16 protein-coding genes are annotated in these 19,788 nt (G+C 29.4%); 8 read left to right on the top strand and 8 right to left on the bottom strand.

Features of this window, described 5'->3' with window-relative positions; genetic code table 11:
* Positions 1-644: 644 nt before the first annotated feature.
* On the bottom strand, positions 645-1,880 hold the full coding sequence (locus BUB70_RS08915; protein ID WP_073120686.1) for an ABC transporter permease: 1,236 nt from the start codon (positions 1,878-1,880) through the stop codon (positions 645-647).
* Positions 1,881-1,886: 6 nt separating this feature from the next.
* Between BUB70_RS08915 and BUB70_RS08910 the strand changes: the two genes are divergently transcribed.
* Positions 1,887-3,086 carry an exo-beta-N-acetylmuramidase NamZ family protein gene (locus tag BUB70_RS08910; RefSeq protein WP_084730245.1) on the top strand — a complete coding sequence of 400 codons (1,200 nt, stop codon included), beginning with the start codon at positions 1,887-1,889 and terminating at the stop codon, positions 3,084-3,086.
* Here the strand turns inward: BUB70_RS08910 and BUB70_RS08905 are convergent.
* The 5 genes from BUB70_RS08905 to BUB70_RS08885 all read right to left on the bottom strand — a co-directional run bounded on the left by BUB70_RS08905 (position 3,081) and on the right by BUB70_RS08885 (position 8,141).
* Positions 3,081-4,130: an AI-2E family transporter gene (locus tag BUB70_RS08905; protein ID WP_073120681.1), complete on the bottom strand. Its 1,050-nt coding sequence runs from the start codon at positions 4,128-4,130 to the stop codon at positions 3,081-3,083. The two genes, BUB70_RS08910 and BUB70_RS08905, sit on opposite strands and share 6 nt — an antisense overlap.
* An 11-nt stretch (positions 4,131-4,141) precedes the next feature.
* Complete coding sequence (locus tag BUB70_RS08900) at positions 4,142-5,074, bottom strand: mechanosensitive ion channel family protein (protein ID WP_073120679.1); 933 nt, start codon at positions 5,072-5,074, stop codon at positions 4,142-4,144.
* A 2-nt stretch (positions 5,075-5,076) separates the two neighbouring features.
* Positions 5,077-5,790 (bottom strand): hypothetical protein, encoded by a 714-nt coding sequence (locus tag BUB70_RS08895; RefSeq protein ID WP_073120677.1) that lies wholly within the window; start codon positions 5,788-5,790, stop codon positions 5,077-5,079.
* Positions 5,791-5,898: 108 nt separating this feature from the next.
* On the bottom strand, positions 5,899-6,936 hold the full coding sequence (locus BUB70_RS08890) for a response regulator (RefSeq protein ID WP_073120675.1): 1,038 nt from the start codon (positions 6,934-6,936) through the stop codon (positions 5,899-5,901).
* Positions 6,937-6,938: 2 nt separating this feature from the next.
* Positions 6,939-8,141 carry a PAS domain-containing sensor histidine kinase gene (locus BUB70_RS08885; protein WP_073120673.1) on the bottom strand — a complete coding sequence of 401 codons (1,203 nt, stop codon included), beginning with the start codon at positions 8,139-8,141 and terminating at the stop codon, positions 6,939-6,941.
* Between the two features lie 160 nt (positions 8,142-8,301).
* Between BUB70_RS08885 and BUB70_RS08880 the strand changes: the two genes are divergently transcribed.
* Positions 8,302-8,802 (top strand): hypothetical protein, encoded by a 501-nt coding sequence (locus BUB70_RS08880; protein ID WP_200777490.1) that lies wholly within the window; start codon positions 8,302-8,304, stop codon positions 8,800-8,802.
* A gap of 29 nt (positions 8,803-8,831) precedes the next feature.
* Positions 8,832-9,419: a porin family protein gene (locus tag BUB70_RS08875; protein WP_073120668.1), complete on the top strand. Its 588-nt coding sequence runs from the start codon at positions 8,832-8,834 to the stop codon at positions 9,417-9,419.
* A gap of 61 nt (positions 9,420-9,480) precedes the next feature.
* On the opposite strand, the gene BUB70_RS08870 is transcribed toward BUB70_RS08875, so the two are convergent.
* Together BUB70_RS08870 and BUB70_RS08865 are read right to left on the bottom strand one after the other, a co-directional pair.
* On the bottom strand, positions 9,481-9,822 hold the full coding sequence (locus BUB70_RS08870; protein WP_073120665.1) for a hypothetical protein: 342 nt from the start codon (positions 9,820-9,822) through the stop codon (positions 9,481-9,483).
* A gap of 4 nt (positions 9,823-9,826) precedes the next feature.
* Positions 9,827-10,348, bottom strand: a complete 522-nt coding sequence (locus BUB70_RS08865) for a YkgJ family cysteine cluster protein (RefSeq protein WP_073120663.1) — start codon at positions 10,346-10,348, stop codon at positions 9,827-9,829.
* A gap of 140 nt (positions 10,349-10,488) precedes the next feature.
* Here BUB70_RS08865 and BUB70_RS08860 point away from each other — a divergent pair, with 140 nt between their 5' ends.
* The 5 genes from BUB70_RS08860 to BUB70_RS08840 all read left to right on the top strand — a co-directional run bounded on the left by BUB70_RS08860 (position 10,489) and on the right by BUB70_RS08840 (position 19,773).
* Complete coding sequence (locus tag BUB70_RS08860) at positions 10,489-12,264, top strand: hypothetical protein (protein WP_073120661.1); 1,776 nt, start codon at positions 10,489-10,491, stop codon at positions 12,262-12,264.
* Between the two features lie 12 nt (positions 12,265-12,276).
* Complete coding sequence (hemN, locus tag BUB70_RS08855; RefSeq protein ID WP_073120660.1) at positions 12,277-13,626, top strand: oxygen-independent coproporphyrinogen III oxidase; 1,350 nt, start codon at positions 12,277-12,279, stop codon at positions 13,624-13,626.
* A 724-nt stretch (positions 13,627-14,350) separates the two neighbouring features.
* Positions 14,351-17,542, top strand: a complete 3,192-nt coding sequence (locus BUB70_RS08850; protein ID WP_084730235.1) for a SusC/RagA family TonB-linked outer membrane protein — start codon at positions 14,351-14,353, stop codon at positions 17,540-17,542.
* Positions 17,543-17,554: 12 nt separating this feature from the next.
* Complete coding sequence (locus tag BUB70_RS08845; protein ID WP_073120659.1) at positions 17,555-19,078, top strand: SusD/RagB family nutrient-binding outer membrane lipoprotein; 1,524 nt, start codon at positions 17,555-17,557, stop codon at positions 19,076-19,078.
* A 23-nt stretch (positions 19,079-19,101) separates the two neighbouring features.
* Positions 19,102-19,773: an immunoglobulin-like domain-containing protein gene (locus BUB70_RS08840; RefSeq protein WP_159431425.1), complete on the top strand. Its 672-nt coding sequence runs from the start codon at positions 19,102-19,104 to the stop codon at positions 19,771-19,773.
* The last annotated feature ends 15 nt before the right edge of the window (positions 19,774-19,788 follow it).

The following is a 19,788-nucleotide window of genomic DNA, read 5'->3' as shown; positions in this document are numbered from 1 at the left end:
ATCTATTTAATGTAAAACAAAATAGTTTTTCATAGTTTAGATAGTTTTAGTTAGTTTGAAAAAACCTCCACCCCCAATGGAGGTTTTTTTATGCATAAAATTCAAGTAAAAATCTTCACTAATTTTATTCAAAAAAATAGTTACTGGCACACTAATTGAATATCTATTTAATGTAAAACAAAATAGTTTTTCATAGTTTAGATAGTTTTAGTTAGTTTGAAAAAACCTCCACCCCCAATGGAGGTTTTTTTATGCATAAAAATCAAGTAAAAATCTCCACTAATTTTATTCAAAAAATACTTATTGGCACGCTAATTGAATATCTATTTAATGTAAAACAAAATAGTTTTTCATAGTTTAGATAGTTTTAGTTAGTTTGAAAAAACCTCCACCCCCAATGGAGGTTTTTTTATGCATAAAATTCAAGTAAAAATCCTCACTAATTTTATTCAAAAAAGTAGTTATTGGCACACTAATTGAATATCTATTCAATGTAAAACAAAATAGTTTTTCATAGTTTAGATAGTTTTAGTTAGTTTGAAAACTCCTCCATCCCCAATGGAGGAGTTTTTTTTGCAATTTAAAAAAGTATGATTATTTAAAAACTGACAAAAAACATTTTAACACAGTGTTTATGTAAGCTTTTATGAGAATTTTACAGATTTAGCTGGACTAATTCTTGTAATAATATAAGACGGAATTAACATCATTAATACACACAAAATAAGCGTTCCTAGATTTAGAATTACAATTTGAGTAAATGTAATATATACGGGAGCTACATGCACATAATAATTTTGAGGATCTAATTCTATAAACTTAAACTGATATTGTAAATAAATAACAAGCAATCCTGTAATATTTCCTATCAACAATCCCCTACCAATAATATAAGAAGCGTTATACAAAAATATTTTACGGATAGACCAGCTCTTAGCTCCTAACGTTTTTAAAACACCAATTACCTGTGTTCTTTCTAAAATTAACACAAGTAAAGCTGTAATCATATTAATTCCTGCAACGACTATCATAATAATAATGATGACAGCTATGTTTCCATCAAACAATTGTAACCATTCAAAAATTTGTGGGTATTGTTCAAACAAACTTTGGCTATCTAAGGTTACATCAATTTCTTGATATATTTCTTTTGATTTGCTATCAATTTCATTAAAATCGTTTACAAAAACTTCAAAACCACCTACCTGATCATTTTTCCATTTATTTAAACCTCTGATTTGATTGATATCACCAATCATAATATTTTTATCAAACTCCTCAAAACCTGTATCATAAATCCCTACAATTTTAAATACCCTTCTATTAGGCATTGTATTTGGATCTTCTTTGATAAAATAAGTATCAAAAGTATCCTCTAATTTAAACTGCATTCTATCAGCAATTATTTTAGAGACTAATACTTCTTTTGATGCTTTATCACTAAAAACAGGTAATCTTCCCGCTTGCAAGTACTCTTTAAAAAAAGACCAATCATAATCTTTATCAACTCCTTTTAAAACAACCCCCTCAAAAGAGTCTTCTGTTCTAATGATTCCTGCTCGTGTAGCAAAAACCTGAACGTGCTTAATACCAGAAACTGTAGTAAACTTTGGATAAAAATTTTGATGAATACTTATGGGGTTCTGTGTCGTCTTAGATTGGTTGTTATCGTAATTACTAATTACTACATGACCATTAAACCCTGCTACTTTATCTCTAATTTTTCTTTGTAATCCAATTCCTGTAGCTATAGAAATTATCATCATCATCATACCCAATGCTATAGCTATAATTGCTATTTTTATGATTGGAGATGAAACACTATTTTTATATTCCTGAGACCTTGTAAGTCTGTTTGCTATAAATAATTCGAAATTCAAATGCTTATGCCTTTTAAATTGGTTTTCAAAAATACATTTTTAATTCTTGTCTTTTTCTGCTTTACCACACTATCCTCTTGTAAAGCACAAAATAAATCTGTTAATAAAGAAATTTTGGTTGCCGCTAACAGAACAAACAACTATTTACCATTGCTTAAAAAGTTTAAAATTGGTGTAGTTGCCAATCAGACTTCTGTTATTTTTAAAAAAGATGGACATACTCATTTAATTGATTCTTTATTAAAACTAAACATAAAAATAAACAAAGTTTTTTCTCCAGAACACGGGTTTAGAGGAAAAGCTGATGCAGCAGAACATGTAGCTAGCGGTTTAGATTCTAAAACTGGTTTACCTATTATATCTCTATACGGAAAACACAAAAAACCAACCACTGAGGATTTACAAAATTTAGAATTGATGATTTTTGACATTCAAGATGTAGGTGTAAGATTTTATACATACATATCAACCTTACATTATGTAATGGAGGCTTGTGCAGAAAATAACATTCCGCTAATTGTTTTTGATAGACCTAATCCAAACGGACATTATGTTGATGGGCCAATGTTAAATCCAAAACATAGTTCTTTTGTAGGGAAACATCCTGTTCCATTGGTTTACGGAATGACTATTGGGGAATATGCTAAAATGATTAATGGTGAAAAATGGTTAAAGAATGGTATTCAGTGTGATTTAAAAGTCATTGAGTTAGAAAATTACACGCATCAAAGTACGTATCATCTTCCTATAAAACCATCTCCTAACTTGCCTAACGATAAAGCAATAAACTTATACCCTAGTCTTGGTTTTTTTGAAGGAACTCCTATTAATGCTGGTAGAGGAACGGAATATCAATTTCAACAATACGGAAGTGCTTTGTTTCCTAAAACAGATTTTAGCTACACACCTCATCCAAATGAGGGAAGTAAACACCCTAAAGATGAAAACAAGTTATGCTATGGTGTTGATTTAAAAACCACATTATATTTAAATAAAGTAAATATAGAATGGTTAGTAGATGCTTATCAAAAATATCAAAATAAAGAAAAATTCTTTGGAGCTACTTTTACCATTCATGCCGGAGATACTATTTTAGAACATCAATTAAAAAAAGGTTTTACGGCTAAGAAGATTGAGGAAAGCTGGCAATCTGAAATTGAAAAATTCAAACTAATTAGAACTAAATATTTACTCTACCCTTTATAATTTTAACAATTCTTCTCCTTTAGGATAAAAAGTTTCTTTATTAATATTTTTAATTATTATCAAAATAACTGCCGTAATAGGAAGTGCAATAACCATTCCTACAATACCCCATAATTGTTCTCCTATTAATAAAGCCAAAATAGCTAACATTGGATTGATGTTTATTTTATCTCCAACTATTTTTGGTGTTAAAAAATTACCTTCTATAAATTGAATAACTCCAAACATTACCAATATATAATACAAAGTTTCTGGATCTCCTTGTGTAAATAAAGAAACTGATAACACTAATAAACCACCTACAATAACTCCTATATATGGAACAATGGTAAATAGAGCTGTTATAACTCCTAAAACAATTGCGTATGGAACCCCTAAAATTAATAAGCTTAAGGAGTTTAAAACGGCTAATATTAACATTACAATCATCATTCCTTTCAAATAATCCTGAATAATAATTGAAACTTCTTTAATAACCGGAGATGCTTTTATTTTTAAAGGTGTTAAAATCTTTTTAACGTAGTTTATAATGTTGGTTTTGTAATACAACAGAAAAAAAACATAAATAGGTACTATTGATAAATAAACTAAAAAATCACCAATATTATCTAATACTGTTCCAAAAAAATTAGTTCCTGAATTTAAAAATGTTTCTGTAGCATTGTCTAATTTTTCATTTACTTTTACATTTCTAATCCCTAAATTATCTTCTAATAATTCTTCTACTGATTTGGTTACAATAACCATTTGCTCACTAATATCAGGGAAATCTTCGTAAAAGCTTAATATTTGTATTGTTAAAAGGGAAAGTACACCACTTATAAGCGAAAATAAAACCAATAATAATATAATGGTAGAGGCAAGTCTGTTTTTTACAAAATGATTTATTTTTTCAAGTGCAGGATTTAAAACAAAACTTAATAAAATTGAAACAACTAAAGGAGCTAATACAATTTTAGCTTCTTTTAAAATAAATACACAGGCCAACAATAAAAAAATTGAATAGGCTCCATATCTTATATAATTAATTTTTAATAGTTTCAATTATTTTGGTTTTATTTGGTATCGTTATTATTGTTTTCTTTAGTACTACTATTTTCTATTGAAATACTCTTAAGCGCTTTATTAAATTGATTGGGCTTAAACTCAAGAGTCCTAATAGGAAATGGAATTCCAATATCATTTTTATCAAAAGCTTTTTTAAGTGCTATAAGTGCATCGTTTCTTGCTTTTAAAAAACCTGGCTGATCATTGGTTTCTATCCAAAAATAAAGAGTAAAATTAATAGAACTTCCTCCATACTCATTAAAGAAAATGTTAGTTTCTTTGCTTTTACTTACAAAATCTAAACTTTTTATAGCCTCTTCTCCTACTTTTATTACTTTTTCTAAATCAGCATCATAAGTAACTCCACAATTTAATTCTATTCTTCTATGTGCTAATGCCGAATAGTTTCTAACTTTATTTTGATAAACATCTTTATTGGGAATAATTACTTCTTGCCCATTAAAAGAATACATAATTACATTTCTTAAATTGATATGTTTTACAATTCCCATTTCATCAGCTGTTTCTATTACATCATCAATTTTAAATGGTTTTCTTACCGCCATAAAAACTCCTGAAATAAAATTAGTAGCAGAATCTTGAAAAGCAAAACTTAATGCCAAACCAACAACCCCAGCACCTGCTAAAAGAGAAGTAACAGCTTTGTCTAACTTTAACACACTTAAACTAATAAAAATACCGATACTAAAAATGATAAAGAAAGATAGAGTACCTATTAATTTTACCAAAGCCAAATTATGTATAAAACTTTGTACTCCTTTTTTAACTAGAGACCTAACTAGTTTTGATATAAAGTAAAAAATAATTAACAATATTATACTTAACAACATGTTTGGCAACATGGTTATAAGGACTTTATACCAAGAGACTAGTTTATCAACTATTAGATGATATGATTCGTTTAAGTTAAAATTGTCCATGTTTATGATTTTAAAATTGCTTGAATAGAAACTCCACTTGTTGGCATATCTATAGGATCTAGCAAAAAGACTTTGCCTCTATGCAAATAAGTAGTAATTGCTGCTAAATTAATTAGAGACATGTTTCCACTATTTTTTTCATTATCTATCATGGTGGTTTTATTTACATCATCGTAAACACCATAAACACCATTTTTAGAAGATACATACAAGGTTTCTATTTTACCATCGTATGCTAATGGAATAATTTTTTCTAATCTATTTGTTGTTTTTTCTTCATCAAATAATACTTCTTTAATTCTTGAAGAATCTTGTTGTAATTGTTGATTTGTTACGCTTTTAAAAAGTGGTAATAAATAATAGTTTGAAGTTAAGTGTACGCTAGATTTTAATTCTTTTTCTAATAAAAAAGAAGTCATATTATTTTCATTTAAAAAAATGACTAATATTTTATTATTAGCCACTAATTTTTGTTCCCAAAAAGCAACATCGTGGTAAACCTGTTCTAATGGTTTAATAATGTTGTAATAAGATTCTCCCGTAACACGTTTAACCTTTAACTTTACTTTTAATCTTTCTAACAGTTCTAAGAAAATATTTTTTGTGTTTGATATATTATTACTCAAGGAACAATAAAAAGAAACACAATTAAAATCTATAGTTCCTGCTAGGATTCTAAAATCATTTTCAGAAAGAATAGTTTTTGTTCTTAACATTGTTTTATTAGCTTCTATTGTTTAATAACAAAATTAAACACTAATAAAAGTATATAGATTGACTCTAGTCATTACTAATGTTGATTTACATCAACTTTCTAACAGCGCTTACCAAATTAAGTCCATTTGTTGAAGTTTATTTCTATCTAGTAAAATAATACGTTTACCATCTGTTTTGATAATATTACTATTCTTAAACTCTGTTAATGTTCTTGTTAAACTTTCTTTCGTTGTTCCCGTTAATTTAGCCAAATCAGACCTTTGTAAAGTGATTTCATCTTTTTCTATTAACAATTCTTGCAATTTTTTAGAAACTCTTTTTCTTACCGAACTATATGCCATTAACATTAAATCTTCTTCTTTAGAACTTAAATTTTTAGAGATTAACATCATAAATTGTTTGGCCACGACTCTATTTTCATAAATAAGCGTTAAAAAATCATCTTTAGATATTTTAGTTAGTTCAGTATCGGCCAAAGTATCGGCCATTTCATCATAGGTTCTTTCTTCAAAAACAGGTTGAAATCCAAAAAAATCACCTTCTTGATACACCGCTGTTATGTATTCTTTTCCGTCATCATTATATCTATAGGTTTTAATTTTTCCTTTTTCTATATAATAAACATAATGTACATGCTCCCCTTCTTTATATATATTCTCTTTTGATGCGTATTTAAAAATGTTAGATTTCTCTTTAATATCTTTTAAAGAAACTACTTGTTGAGCCGTTTCTAAAAAAGCATGCATACTTTTAGGATTGTATTGCTCTTTTAACAACTCCATTTTTTTTAACCTACTTTCTATAGCTCTAATTAATTCAGTACTTTCAAAAGGTTTAAATAAATAATCATCAGCACCTAGTTCCATTCCTTTTCTAAAATCTTCTTTTTCAGATTTTGCTGTTAAGAAAATAAAAGGGATAGAGGCTGTTTCGGGTTTCTGACTTAAAATATATAAAACTCCATAACCATCTAATTCTGGCATCATTACATCGCAAACAATTAAATCTGGAAAAAAATTAGCAACCTTTTCAATTCCATCTTTACCATTCTCAGCTGTTTCAACTTCATAACCGGTTAATGCAACCAATTCTGAAATATTTTCTCTCATAATAACATCATCCTCAATAATTAATATCTTTTTCATATCTAATCCTTTAATAAAATATTTAAATTGGTATTGTGTTCATTAAGCTTATCTATTGTAAAAGACAACGTAAATGTAGTTCCTATATTTTCTTTACTTTTAAATGATATGGTACCATTCATTAACTCTACATATTTTTTTACAATATTTAATCCCAAACCGGTTCCTTGTAAATTGGTTACATTTTTAGCTCTAAAAAATCTTCTGAATAAGTTTTTCTGATCCTCTATAGGAATTCCCATTCCTTCATCTTTAACAGTAATAGAAATGTTATTTTTTTGAATATTAGAGGTAATGTATACATTCTTATTTTTTGGAGTATATTTTACAGCATTAGACAATAAGTTGTTCATTACATGCCTTAAAATATTTCTATCTAAACAAACAATTGTCTTTTTACATTTGTGCTTATAATGAATGATTTGATTCTCTTTGGTTAAAGTAGAAAACTCATCTATGTGATTTTCTAACATTTCTTTTAAATCAAAAACTTCTTCTTGATATTCTATTTTCCCCTCTTCTAATTGCCCTAATGATAAAAATTGATTTAAAGTAGCTGTTAAAGTTTTTATAGATGTTTTTATTTTTACAACATGAGAGTCCACTTTTGTTTGATGAATAAATTTTTGCCACAGTTGATCATCATTTTTTAAGTAACGTTCTATTAAATCTACTGATGATAATATTCCTGCCAAAGGAGTTCTAAACTCATGAGAAGCTATAGATATAAATCTAGATTTCATATCGTTTAACTCCTGCTCTCTTTCAAGTTTTTCAATAATTAAATCTTTGGTCTTTGTTTGCCTGTCTAGTTCTTTTTCTAATTTCTTTCTTTTGGTAACATCGTTAATCAATCCAATAGTATATAACTCATGATCTTCCTCTGAATAAAAATTTTGATTACAATCTATCTCTAAAATTTTAATTTCTTTTTTTCTTTTTAAAGCAACTTCGTATTTACCATAATTCCTAGTTTCTACATCAAAACAGTTTTTAAAATATTTTTCAAACGCTCTTCTATATTCTTTGGGTAAAACATCACTTAACTTTTTATTTTCAAATTTTTTACTTGATATTCCTAATAACACCAAACTGGATTTATTAAATTCTATAACAACTCCTTTTTGATTAATAAGTATTACTCCGTGAAACAAGTTGTTTAATATAGAAGTGAATTTTTCACTATAAACATGATTTTTGGGCATAACATTTTTTATATCTACTCTCAAATATAACTATAAGCCTTGTAATTACTACACTTTACATCCATAAATTGACCAAGATCAATTTTTAGTCAAATCTTCATCAACAAATACATCTAGCTTCTCCATTAACTTTGCAGGTATAAACAATAAAACAATTATGATGAAAGTATCTTTAAAAAGAAAAAAACAATACACAACCTTGTTATTATTACTAGGTTTAGGAGTTTTTACAGCAAATGCACAAATTATTTCTAAAAATGCTATTGGTATTAGAGCTGGAGACAACGATGGGTTTGGTTCTGAAATTTCATATCAAAGAGCTTTAGGTAACGCTACACGTTTAGAGTTAGACTTGGGTTGGAGAGATACCGAAAATTTTGATGCTATGAAATTTACAGCCTTACACCAGTGGGTATATCCTATTGAAAACAGATTTAACTGGTATGTAGGTGCTGGTGGTGGAGTTGGTTTTTTTGACAACAATAATATCAATGCTAATGATGAAGTTTTTGTAGTAGCTAGTGGTGATATTGGTATTGAGTACAATTTTAAAATTCCATTGTTAATCTCTTTAGATTTAAGACCAGAGGTAAGTTTTAACAACGATTATTCTGATGGATTAGATTTAGATGCCGCTTTAGGTATTAGATATCAATTTTAATAAATAACCCCTAAAAAAATTAAAAGACCATGAAAAAGTTAATTTTATCAACCATAGTAATGTCTATTATATCAATAACTACTCATGCACAAGATTTGTACAAAAAATCTAGCGTTGGTATTAAAGGTGGTTACAACTTGGCTAGCGCTCAGTTTGATGGAGACTCCAACGTAGATCAAAGACATGGATTCCATGTAGGTTTTTACAATGAAATATTTTTAAAAGAACGTTTTTCTGTACAAACTGAACTTTTATATTCTCAACAAGGATATAAAATTGAAACTGACAACGGAGATTTTACACAAAAAATAGATTATTTAAATCTTCCTATTTCGTTAAAGGGATATTTTACGGATAATTTTTACATTGAAGCTGGACCACAAATAGGAGTTGCAGTTTCTCATAAAGAAGAAATAGATGCTGATTTTGATTTTTTTGATGTTACTAATGATATTTCACCAAACGATTTTGATTGGGGAGCCAATATAGGTACTGGTTTTAAATTTGATTCAGGTATAAATATTGGTGCCAGATATTACTTTGGATTAGGAAAAGTATATGATGAAGAAAATCAAAAAAACAGAGTTTTACAAATTTCTTTAGGATACGATTTTTAATACTTACCCATAAAAACCTATTAAAGAAAACTAAAAGCCATACAAATTGTGTGGCTTTTTTTTATGCAATTAGTTTTATAACAAAACCTTTATGATTAAATTTTAATTCTTTTATATAACTACTATACTCCCCAATAGTAAGTTTCATTTTTTTTATATGATTGTTTTCTTTAACAACCTCTATTAATTTATTTCTCAAATAAACATCTTCTATTTCAAAAAAACGATAGTCTTTTATATTTGATTTAATTTTTTGTAAATCTAAACCTCTCATAAAATCAAAAGAAAAAATCAAATTATTTTCTTGAATAGAAACACTAAAATTCTTGGCAAAAAATTCACTTTCTTGAAGTTCATCAGCATAGCAAAATCCAAAAACTTTAGAAGTCCTAAGAATCCTCATGTATTTATCTGTGTTTTTTAGGAGTACTATCTAAGGGAATAGCTTTTTTTAAAGCTTCTACAATATTATAGGCAGCAGGACAAATTTCGGAATTGGTGATGGTTAAATCTGTTAACTGGATAAACTTTTTTCTATTAGTATGCGGGTATTCTGCACATGCTCTTGGGCGAACATCATAAATAAGACAAGTATTATCACTTTCATCTAAAAAAGTACAAGGAGCCGATTTTAACACATAACAATCATCCTCATCTCTTTCCAAATAAGTATCCATAAACTTTTGCTCTTTCATACGTAAATGCTTTGCAATACGTTCTATATCTTTAGCAAAAAACATAGGACTTGTTGTTTTACAACAATTGGCACAGGTTAAACAATCTGTACGTTCAAACTCCTTATCATGTAAATCTTGCATTACATAATCTAAATCTTTCGGAGTTCTTTTCTTTAACCTTTTAAAATAAGAAACATTTTCTTTTTTAACCGCTTGGGCTTTTTTAGGTAGTTCCTGTAAAAATTCTTCCATAGATGTACTCATGCCACAAAAGTACTTAATCAACTTTTAATAATGTATGGTTGTGTAATAATTCTGTACTAATGATAATTATCATTTTAATGAAATAATCATCTCTATAAATTTGCTCAATAACTACCAATACAAACGTAATGGAAAAACACACCTTTCATATTCCTGTAATGGGAATTGGTTACACTGCAGACAGCCCTTTAAAGGTGGCTGCTTATGGAATAAATTCAGTAATATCATTAGTAGATGACATTCTACTAGAAAAACTACGCAAATATTATTCAGAAATAAACAAACTGAAATACATAGAAATTAGTGATAAGACCATTGATTATAGAGCTTTAAGAATTACAGCTTATCTTAATTTGATGCAAGATTTAATTGAAGCAAAAATTGAGAAACTAAAAAACATATCTAATTTAAAAGAAGATATTTTAATTGATTACATTAAACATTTACCTACCAATTCTGAATTAAAAAAACGCTTGTTACAAAGTGAAGATATTGAGGAAGTAAGATCTCTTATTAAATACAATTTAAGACCTGGTCGTATTGATGTAAACATTATGACCAAAATTGACAAGACAAATTATATAGATCACGAAGCTTTACCTGTTGAATATAATGATGCGCATGCTGCTTTAAGAGGCTATGCAAATGCTAACATCACTTCTTCTATTGTTTTTTCCGCTGGAATGAATCCTAGATTATACAATTACTTAGAAAACTTTGAAGATTTTTATCCTGATGCAAGCGGGTTTATTAAAAAGAAAATCATTCTTAAAGTAAGTGATTATCGTTCTGCACTTATTCAAGGAAAATATTTAGCTAAAAAAGGTTTATGGGTTTCTGAATATAGAATAGAATCTGGTTTAAACTGTGGTGGTCATGCTTTTGCTACAGAAGGATATTTATTAGGACCTGTATTAGAGGAATTTAAAAAAAACAAAAAAGAATTATACAACATCACTCATTCTTTGTTTATAAATGCTTTAGAAAGTAAAAACAAAGAGCGTTCTTTCTGTTATCCTGATTTAAAAATATCTGCACAAGGAGGTGTAGGTACTGCAGAAGAACATCAGTTTTTATTAAAACATTATGAATTAGATTCTATTGGTTGGGGATCTCCATTTTTATTAGTTCCAGAAGCCACTACTGTTGATGTTGATACTATAGATAAATTAGCCAATGCTCAAGAAAAAGATTTGTATTTAAGTAACATATCTCCTTTAGGAATTCCTTTTAACAACTTAAGAGGAAATACTAAAGATGAGCAAAAACAAATATACATTACTAAAAACAGACCTGGTAGTGCCTGTCCTAAAAAACATGTTGCCTTAAATCAAGAATTTAAAAAAGAAGGACAGTGTACAGCTTCTAGAGAATATCAATATCTAAAAATTAAACAATTAAAAGCAGATGATACTTTGAGTCCGATTGAGCAACAAAAAGAAATAGATAAAGTAACAGAAAAATCATGTATTTGCGTGGGCTTAGGAACCACGGCATTGTTAGCATATAACATAGAAACCAAAACTGAAGGAAAAGGTGTTTCTGTATGTCCAGGTCCTAACCTAGCCTATTTTACCGAAAAAGTAAGTCTAACTAATATGATAGATCATATTTACGGAAAAATAAATATCATCAAACGTAATGATAGACCTAACATGTTTATAAAAGAATTAGATATGTATGTTACTTATTTATCTACTCAAATAAATGAACAATTTAATCCTAAGCAAAACAAAACGTTGATAAAGTTTACCAATAATTTATTGGAAGGGATTAATTATTATCAAGAATTGTTTCAAAACAATTATAGTGCAATAGTGGAACAAAACAAACAAGCTTTAGAAAATTTATCAGATAAATATCAAAAAGTAATTGATCTACAATTACAGTTACAAAGAACCTAATAACATAAAGTCATGGATACAAACCTAATTAACAAATACAACGTTCCTGGACCAAGATATACCAGTTACCCAACAGTACCACACTGGAACGTACAAGACTTTAGACTAAAAACTTGGAAAAGTAAAATGATTGACACTTTTACGAAAACCAATAAAACAGAAGGAATTAGTGTTTATATCCATTTGCCTTTTTGTGAAAGCATGTGTACTTTTTGTGGTTGTAACAAAAGAATTACAAAAAAACACGATGTTGAAACACCTTATATAAATGCGGTGTTAAAAGAATGGTCTATGTATTTAAACTTGTTTGATGAAAAACCAGTGATTAAAGAATTACATATCGGTGGTGGTACTCCTACTTTTTTTAATCCTGAAAACTTAAATTATCTACTTACTTGTATCATTAATACATCACGTTTAGCAGAAAATTACGAATTTAGCTTTGAAGGACATCCTAACAACACAACAAGAGAGCATTTACAAACTTTATATGATTTAGGTTTTAGAAGAGTATCTTTTGGAGTTCAAGATTATAATGAAACTGTTCAAAAAGCCATTCATAGAATTCAACCTTTTGAAAAAGTAAAACATGTAACCGATTTAGCTAGGTTAATAGGTTATACTTCTATAGGACATGATATTATTTACGGATTACCATTTCAAACTATAGATGATGTTATCAACACCATAGAAAAAACAAAAGAACTAGGTCCCGATAGAATTGCTTTTTATAGCTATGCACATGTACCTTGGCTAAAAGGAAACGGACAAAGAGGTTATAATGAAGAAAACCTTCCTAACGGAAAAGAAAAATTAATGATGTATGAGGAAGGTAAAAAACTACTACAAGATTTTGGATATCATAATATAGGTATGGATCATTTTGCATTACCTACAGATTCTCTATATAAAGCCCTAATAAATCATACTCTACATAGAAACTTTATGGGATATACTCATGCAAAAACAGATTTAATGATTGGTCTAGGAGTTTCTTCTATTGGAGATAGCTGGAATAGTTTTTATCAAAATGTAAAAAACATTGAAGAATATCAAGACTTGGTCAATAATCAGATATTTCCAATTGCAAAAGGACATATTTCTTCTGACGAAGATCTTATTATAAGACAACATATTCTCAATCTTATGTGTCATTATGAAACCACCTGGACAATCGAAAATAAAATACTTGAAAAAGCTCCCTTAAAAATGTTCCCTTTAGTTCATGATGGTTTAGTAACTATTAAAAAAGGTAAAATAATAGTTACAGAAAAAGGAAAACCTTTCATACGAAACATCTGTATGGCCATTGATCAATACTTAGGTAATAATTCTCAATTACAGTTTTCTAAAACTGTTTAAAAAATAAAAAACGCTCTATTTATTTAGAGCGTTTTTTTTGTTACATATTTCTAAAAAATATAATCAATTTTAGAATACATTTTTAATAGATCTGACGTTTTTAGGTTTTTAAATACTAACCTAATTCTCCGTCTTATTTATGACCACTTTTGATTGGTTATACTGGCCTACTCGCTTATTTTTCCCTTTTTTTTAAAAAAAATCCACCAAATTACTATTCATGCATAACAAACAAAAGATGCTTAAAAAATTAAAATATAAACATATGATTATTAAACAAAACTATGTTAACCTGTAGACTGGTAGTGTTAAATAATTGTTAAGTCAACAATTACTATACATTAAATAACAAATAGGAATTATTAAACTAATTAATATCTATAAAAAAACAACTAATCATTTTCTTATACAGAAGATAAAAAACAGAGGATTAACATTTGTATAAAAAAAAGATAAACTATTGATTCATAGTTTATTATTCTCTTTTTTTAAAAAACATTTTTATGCTTAAAAAATAACTGTCATAAATCATAACTATATATGATAATTACCCTAAATATTTAAATCAAAAATCATCTTGTCAGCTGTTAAATCATAAAACCGTACACAACATATTCCTCTTTCTTTGGGATATGACAAGAATATGCATTAAATAATCTCCACCTTACCCATAAAGTTTGGTGTTTGATACTTAAAAAGTAACTTAATTAAATATCTATAAACTATGAAGTTAAAAACCCCAAAAATCTTAATGCTTTTATTAGCATTAACAACTCAGTTTTCGTTTGCGCAAACGAAAATAATTAGCGGAACAGTTTCCGATGATTCTGGACCATTACCAGGAGCAACTGTTCTGATAAAAGGATCTTCAACAGGAACCTTAACTGACTTTGATGGATTATACAATATTAATGCCAAAGAAGGAGATATTCTACAATTTAGTTATGTAGGTATGGAAACTGTTGAAAAAATTGTTGGAGCAAGCAATACTATCGACACGAAGCTAAAAGGTAATATTGAAGCTTTAGATGAAGTAGTGGTAACCGCTCTTGGAGTTTCCAAACAGAAAAAAACTATTGGATATGCGATAACCGAAATTAAAGGTGATGAAATAACCAAAACCCAGGCTATTAACCCCATGACAGCTTTACAAGGTAAAGTAACTGGTTTAGAAGTGAGTTCGGCTCCATCTCCAGGAGGTACACAAAACGTTATCATTCGTGGAGCTTCTTCATTTGGAAATGTACAACCTTTATACATAGTAGATGGTATTGTAATTACAAACGAACAAAGTCGTACTGGAGAAACCCGTGCAAACCCATCAGGAGATAGCTTAAACTCTCAAGTAGATTTTGGTTCTGGTATCAATGCTGTTAACCCTGATGATATTGAAAACATGACCATATTAAAAGGTGCTGCAGCAACCGCACTTTATGGTTCTAGAGCTGCTAACGGAGTAGTATTAATTACCACAAAAAGTGGAAAAAACGGAAAGTTAAAAGTAAACTTTAACAGTTCTGTAGCTATTAGTCGTGTAGGTTTTCTTGCTGACACCCAAAACCAATTCGGTCAAGGTTGGAGTGGTGACAGGGCTTTAGAAGAAAACGGTAACTGGGGTGCTGCCTTTGATGGTGTTGACAGAGTTTGGGGTAATGTAATAAACAATACTCAACAGTTAAAACCATATATTGCTTTAAAAGATAACATTCGTGATTTCTACGATTATGGACAAAACATTAAAAACTCATTATCTGTTTCTGGTGGTGATGAAAAAAATACTTTCTTTTTATCTGCTTCACAAAATACTGTAGATGGTGTCATTCCAACAGATAATGATTCTTACAAGAGATATACCTTATCTACCAAAGCAACTCATACTTCTAAAAAATTCAAATTTGGTAGTGCTATTAATTTTAGTAGAGAAAAAACAAAATCTGTTCCATCAGGACAGGGAACTTCTTTAAGTAGATCTTTGCGTGAAATTCCAAGTGAATTATCAATTGTAGATTTTAGAGATTTAAACAATCCTTTTAATACTATCGAAAATTATTTTACTCCTTATGGAGTCAACCCTTACTTTATTTTAAATAATGATGGGGCGGAACAAAGTAAATATAAATTTTTCGGTAAATTTGAAATTGATTATAATATCGTAGATAATTTAAAACTTACCTATCGTTTTTCTGGAGATTATGAAACGGCTACTATTGACGAGCATATTGGAATTCTTGCTTTTCCAGAAGATTCTTTCAATGCGGGTTCACAAGCGGCAAATCCTGGTAGTTATACTCAAACCAAAAGATCAAGAGCACAGTTTAGTAATGATTTGATGTTAACTTATCAGAAAGATTTTACTGATGATTTAAACTTTAGTACTATTATAGGTTTAAATACAAATGAAAGAAGTTACAGCTCACTTTCTGGATCTATTACCTCTATTGATGTTCCTGGATTCTATTACTTAGGAAATAGCTTAAGTCCCTCTACTTCAGTACAAGATCAAACAAAAAGAAGATTAATTGGTACCTATATTAGTGCAGACATAGGTTATAACGATTATTTATTCTTGAACGGAACCTTAAGAAACGACTGGTCATCAACCTTACCTCCTGAAAACAAAAGTTTTTTATATGGTGGACTAACAGCAAGTTTTATTCTTAGTAAATTTTTATTAACTAAAGATATTGATATAGATTCATTAGATTACTCTAAAATAAGAGTTGCTTTCGGTTCTACTGGTGATGATGCGGGTTCTTATAATGTTTATGATAGATATGTTGGTGGACAATCTAAATATCCAGGATATCCTAACATTGATAATTTAACATTTCCTTTGGGAGGGGTAAACTCATACACTGCCTCTAATAAACTAGGTAATAAAAAGTTAAAACCTCAGCTTACCGATGAATTTGAGGTTGGATTTGAAAATATGTTTTTTGGAAAACGTGTAGGTTTTGAACTTTCTTATTACAACCGACTTACTAAAGGTGTTATAGAAAATTTAGATTTAGATCCATCAACAGGATATACTACTGTTACAGCCAATCTAGGAGACATTAGGAATAGTGGAATTGAATTAAACGTAAACTTAACACCTATCAAAACAACAGACTTTAGATGGGATGTAAATTGGGCGTATACCAAAAATAAAAACATGGTTGAACATTTAGATGTTGGAGAAATTCAACTAACTGGTTTTGGAGGTACTAATGGAGGTCTTTATGCTTTAGAGGGAATGCCATTAGGTCAATTTAAATTTACAAAGGCCAAAACAGTAGAAGTAGATGGTGTAGAAAGTATTGTTGTTGATGGTAACGGAAATCCACAACAAACTACAGACATGGAACTACTTGGTAAAGATGTAAACGAAAAGTATAGAATGGGACTTACCAACACTCTTATTTATAAAGGGTTAAGCCTAACCGGTACTTTAGATTTTAGATACGGAGGTTATATTTATTCTGGAACAAAAGATTATTTACATTGGACAGGTAGTTCTCCAGAGAGTGTTTTAAATGATCGTAATGCTTTTTTAATTCCTAATTCTGTCGTAGACAATGGTGATGGTACTTACTCTGAAAACTCAATCCCTGTAAACCCAACTGCACTTCATACTTTTTATAGTGAAGGAGGAATGGAAGGAGCTTCATACGCTGTTATTGATAGATCTTACTTAAAATTAAGAAATGTGACTTTAGCTTATAGCATTCCTAAAGTTTACTGTGAAAAAATAAAGGTTTCTGCTGTTAATTTATCTTTTACTGCTAGTAACTTCTTGTTATGGACACCTAAAGAAAATCCATATATAGATCCAGAAACTACTACGTTTGGAAACAACATCAATGCTAAGTTTGGAGAATATAATGCTAATCCAACAAATGAAGTATTCACTTTTGGATTAAACATTCAACTATAAAACGATAAGACAATGAAAAAATATACCATACCATTTATATACATATTCCTATTAATTTTCACCATTAGCTGTGATGATTATTTAGACGTGAACCACGACCCTACTGTTTTGGAAGATACAGATGAACCTAAAATACTTTTACCATCTGCTCAAGTTGGATTAGCAAACACGCTAATGGGTTGGGATTTTGGATTTGGAGGAGGATTTTGGTCACAATACTGGACTCAAGGATATACTTCATCACAATTCAAAACACTTTGTCAATACGAAGGAACTAGCTTTGATGATGCTTATGAAAAATTAACAGCTGGAATTTTAAACGATACAAAAAGAATTAAGTTATTATCTACTGATGAGAGCAATAACGGATATTACTACATTGCCGAAGCCTTGTCTATTTTCACCTGGCAAGTAACTACAGATGTGTGGGGTAATGTTCCCTACACTGAAGCCTTAAAAGGTAATGAAGGTATTACTTCTCCTGTATTTGATAACGACGAAGACATCTATGCTGATCTTGAAGCTAGAATTGATGCGCTATTACAAATAGACATCACAACTTTAAATGCAATTGATGAAGATTTTGACTTTGTTTTTGCCGGAGATTTCACAAACTGGGAAAAGTTTGCCAACTCATTAAAATTAAAATTAATGATGCGTCAATCAGAAACAACTGGTTATAGCAATGCTGATGTTATCACTTTTATCAACAGTGCTACTTTCTTAGATGAATCTGCAAAAATATCTGGTAGTATTTGGGACGATAGTCAAGAAGGGAAAAAACATCCAATGCGTGAATTTGAAACTGCTGGTGCAAACTATGTATCTGGTAACGTAATAGGATGTAAGAGTTTTATTGATTATTTATTAGACAATACAGATCCTAGAATTGATGCTTTATTCACAGCTCCTGATGATGGTCACGAAGGTGCTTTCTTTGGAGATTTTGATTCAAAAACAGATTCAGACAACGATGGAATTGATGACGAAGATGAAGATTATAGCGAAGCATTCTTTGCTAAAGATGCAGATTTAATGATTATGTCTAGTTGGGAAGTAAACTTCTTTTTAGCAGAAGCTTATGCCAGAGCTAATGACTTGGTAAACGCAAAAATGTATTATGATTTAGGAGTTACAGCTTCATTATCTCAAAATAAAATTGCATCAACAGATATTATTACTACAGGATATGCTACTTGGGTAGATGGAACTACAGAAGAAAACATCAAACAAATAGCCATGCAAAAGTGGGTTGCCAATGCTAACTACCAACACTTAGAGTCATTTTTAGAGAGAAATAGAACCAAATATCCATCTGTGAATGATATTGACATCGAAGCAGACAGAAATGATGCTGATATGAATTTCCCTGTAGGTAGTCTTACTATTTCAGTTGCTGGTAGAGATAAAACCAACGGAAATCTACCTGCATCACCTGTATATTCAGCAGATGTTTTAGGAAAAAACACAAATGCTCCTAGTCAAAAACCTGATTTATTACAAAAAGTTTGGTGGAATAAAAAAATAGGAAAATAATGAACTTATTAAAACATAAAATCATGAAAAAATTTATATATAAAATAATTCCTGTGATAGCCATCTCTCTTCTTTGGTCTTGTACCCAAGATTTAGATACAGAAGGAATTTCTAGAATAACTACTTACAATGAAATAGAATTGGTCGGAGATGAAAATTACATTGTAGATCAAGGTACTGCCTATACAGAACCTGGAGCTTTGGCTTACGAAGGAGAAACTGATGTTTCAGATCAAGTAGTTATTAAAGAATCAATTGATGTAAACACTCCTGGTTATTACCCTGTAAGTTACTATATAGAGAATGTAGACGGTTTTGGTAAAACCATTACAAGAAATGTATATGTACTTCCAGGAGACAGATCTAAATCTGATGTTTATGCAGGTACCTATACAGGTGAAGTTTCTAATGGAACTTTTCCAGATGCTACGATTATTACTCACCTAGGCGATGGATTGTATTATGCTGATGATTTTATTGGAGCTAGATATAGAATTGGTTCTGGTTATGGGGCTGCTTATATGATTCCTGCTTATTTCTATGTAACAGGTGATGGATTAAGCTATGCAGCTTTGTTAACAGATTCTCCTTGGGGACCTTGGGAAGTGGTAAGTCCTACATTAACTGGAACTACTTTTTCTCATAATTTAAAACAAGGAACTTTTTCTACTCCTGTAAAATTGATAAAACAATAATTTAAACATAGAATA

Origin of the sequence: Wenyingzhuangia marina (genome assembly GCF_900130035.1) — a bacterium.
Classification (GTDB): domain Bacteria; phylum Bacteroidota; class Bacteroidia; order Flavobacteriales; family Flavobacteriaceae; genus Wenyingzhuangia; species Wenyingzhuangia marina.
The sequence above is the reverse complement of the archived record's forward strand: the minus strand, read 5'-3'. Positions and strand labels throughout refer to the sequence as shown.

Excerpts from the sequence above, each read along its gene's own strand:
- BUB70_RS08885 (WP_073120673.1), bottom strand. The coding sequence starts at position 8,141 with ATGCCCAAAAATCATGTTTATAGTGAAAAATTCACTTCTATATTAAAC.
- BUB70_RS08845 (WP_073120659.1), top strand. The coding sequence starts at position 17,555 with ATGAAAAAATATACCATACCATTTATATACATATTCCTATTAATTTTC.
- BUB70_RS08895 (WP_073120677.1), bottom strand. The coding sequence starts at position 5,790 with ATGTTAAGAACAAAAACTATTCTTTCTGAAAATGATTTTAGAATCCTA.
- hemN (WP_073120660.1), top strand. The coding sequence starts at position 12,277 with ATGGATACAAACCTAATTAACAAATACAACGTTCCTGGACCAAGATAT.
- BUB70_RS08870 (WP_073120665.1), bottom strand. The coding sequence starts at position 9,822 with ATGAGGATTCTTAGGACTTCTAAAGTTTTTGGATTTTGCTATGCTGAT.
- BUB70_RS08880 (WP_200777490.1), top strand. The coding sequence starts at position 8,302 with ATGAAAGTATCTTTAAAAAGAAAAAAACAATACACAACCTTGTTATTA.
- BUB70_RS08910 (WP_084730245.1), top strand. The coding sequence starts at position 1,887 with ATGCCTTTTAAATTGGTTTTCAAAAATACATTTTTAATTCTTGTCTTT.
- BUB70_RS08900 (WP_073120679.1), bottom strand. The coding sequence starts at position 5,074 with ATGGACAATTTTAACTTAAACGAATCATATCATCTAATAGTTGATAAA.
- BUB70_RS08875 (WP_073120668.1), top strand. The coding sequence starts at position 8,832 with ATGAAAAAGTTAATTTTATCAACCATAGTAATGTCTATTATATCAATA.
- BUB70_RS08890 (WP_073120675.1), bottom strand. The coding sequence starts at position 6,936 with ATGAAAAAGATATTAATTATTGAGGATGATGTTATTATGAGAGAAAAT.
- BUB70_RS08850 (WP_084730235.1), top strand. The coding sequence starts at position 14,351 with ATGAAGTTAAAAACCCCAAAAATCTTAATGCTTTTATTAGCATTAACA.
- BUB70_RS08840 (WP_159431425.1), top strand. The coding sequence starts at position 19,102 with ATGAAAAAATTTATATATAAAATAATTCCTGTGATAGCCATCTCTCTT.
- BUB70_RS08860 (WP_073120661.1), top strand. The coding sequence starts at position 10,489 with ATGGAAAAACACACCTTTCATATTCCTGTAATGGGAATTGGTTACACT.
- BUB70_RS08865 (WP_073120663.1), bottom strand. The coding sequence starts at position 10,348 with ATGGAAGAATTTTTACAGGAACTACCTAAAAAAGCCCAAGCGGTTAAA.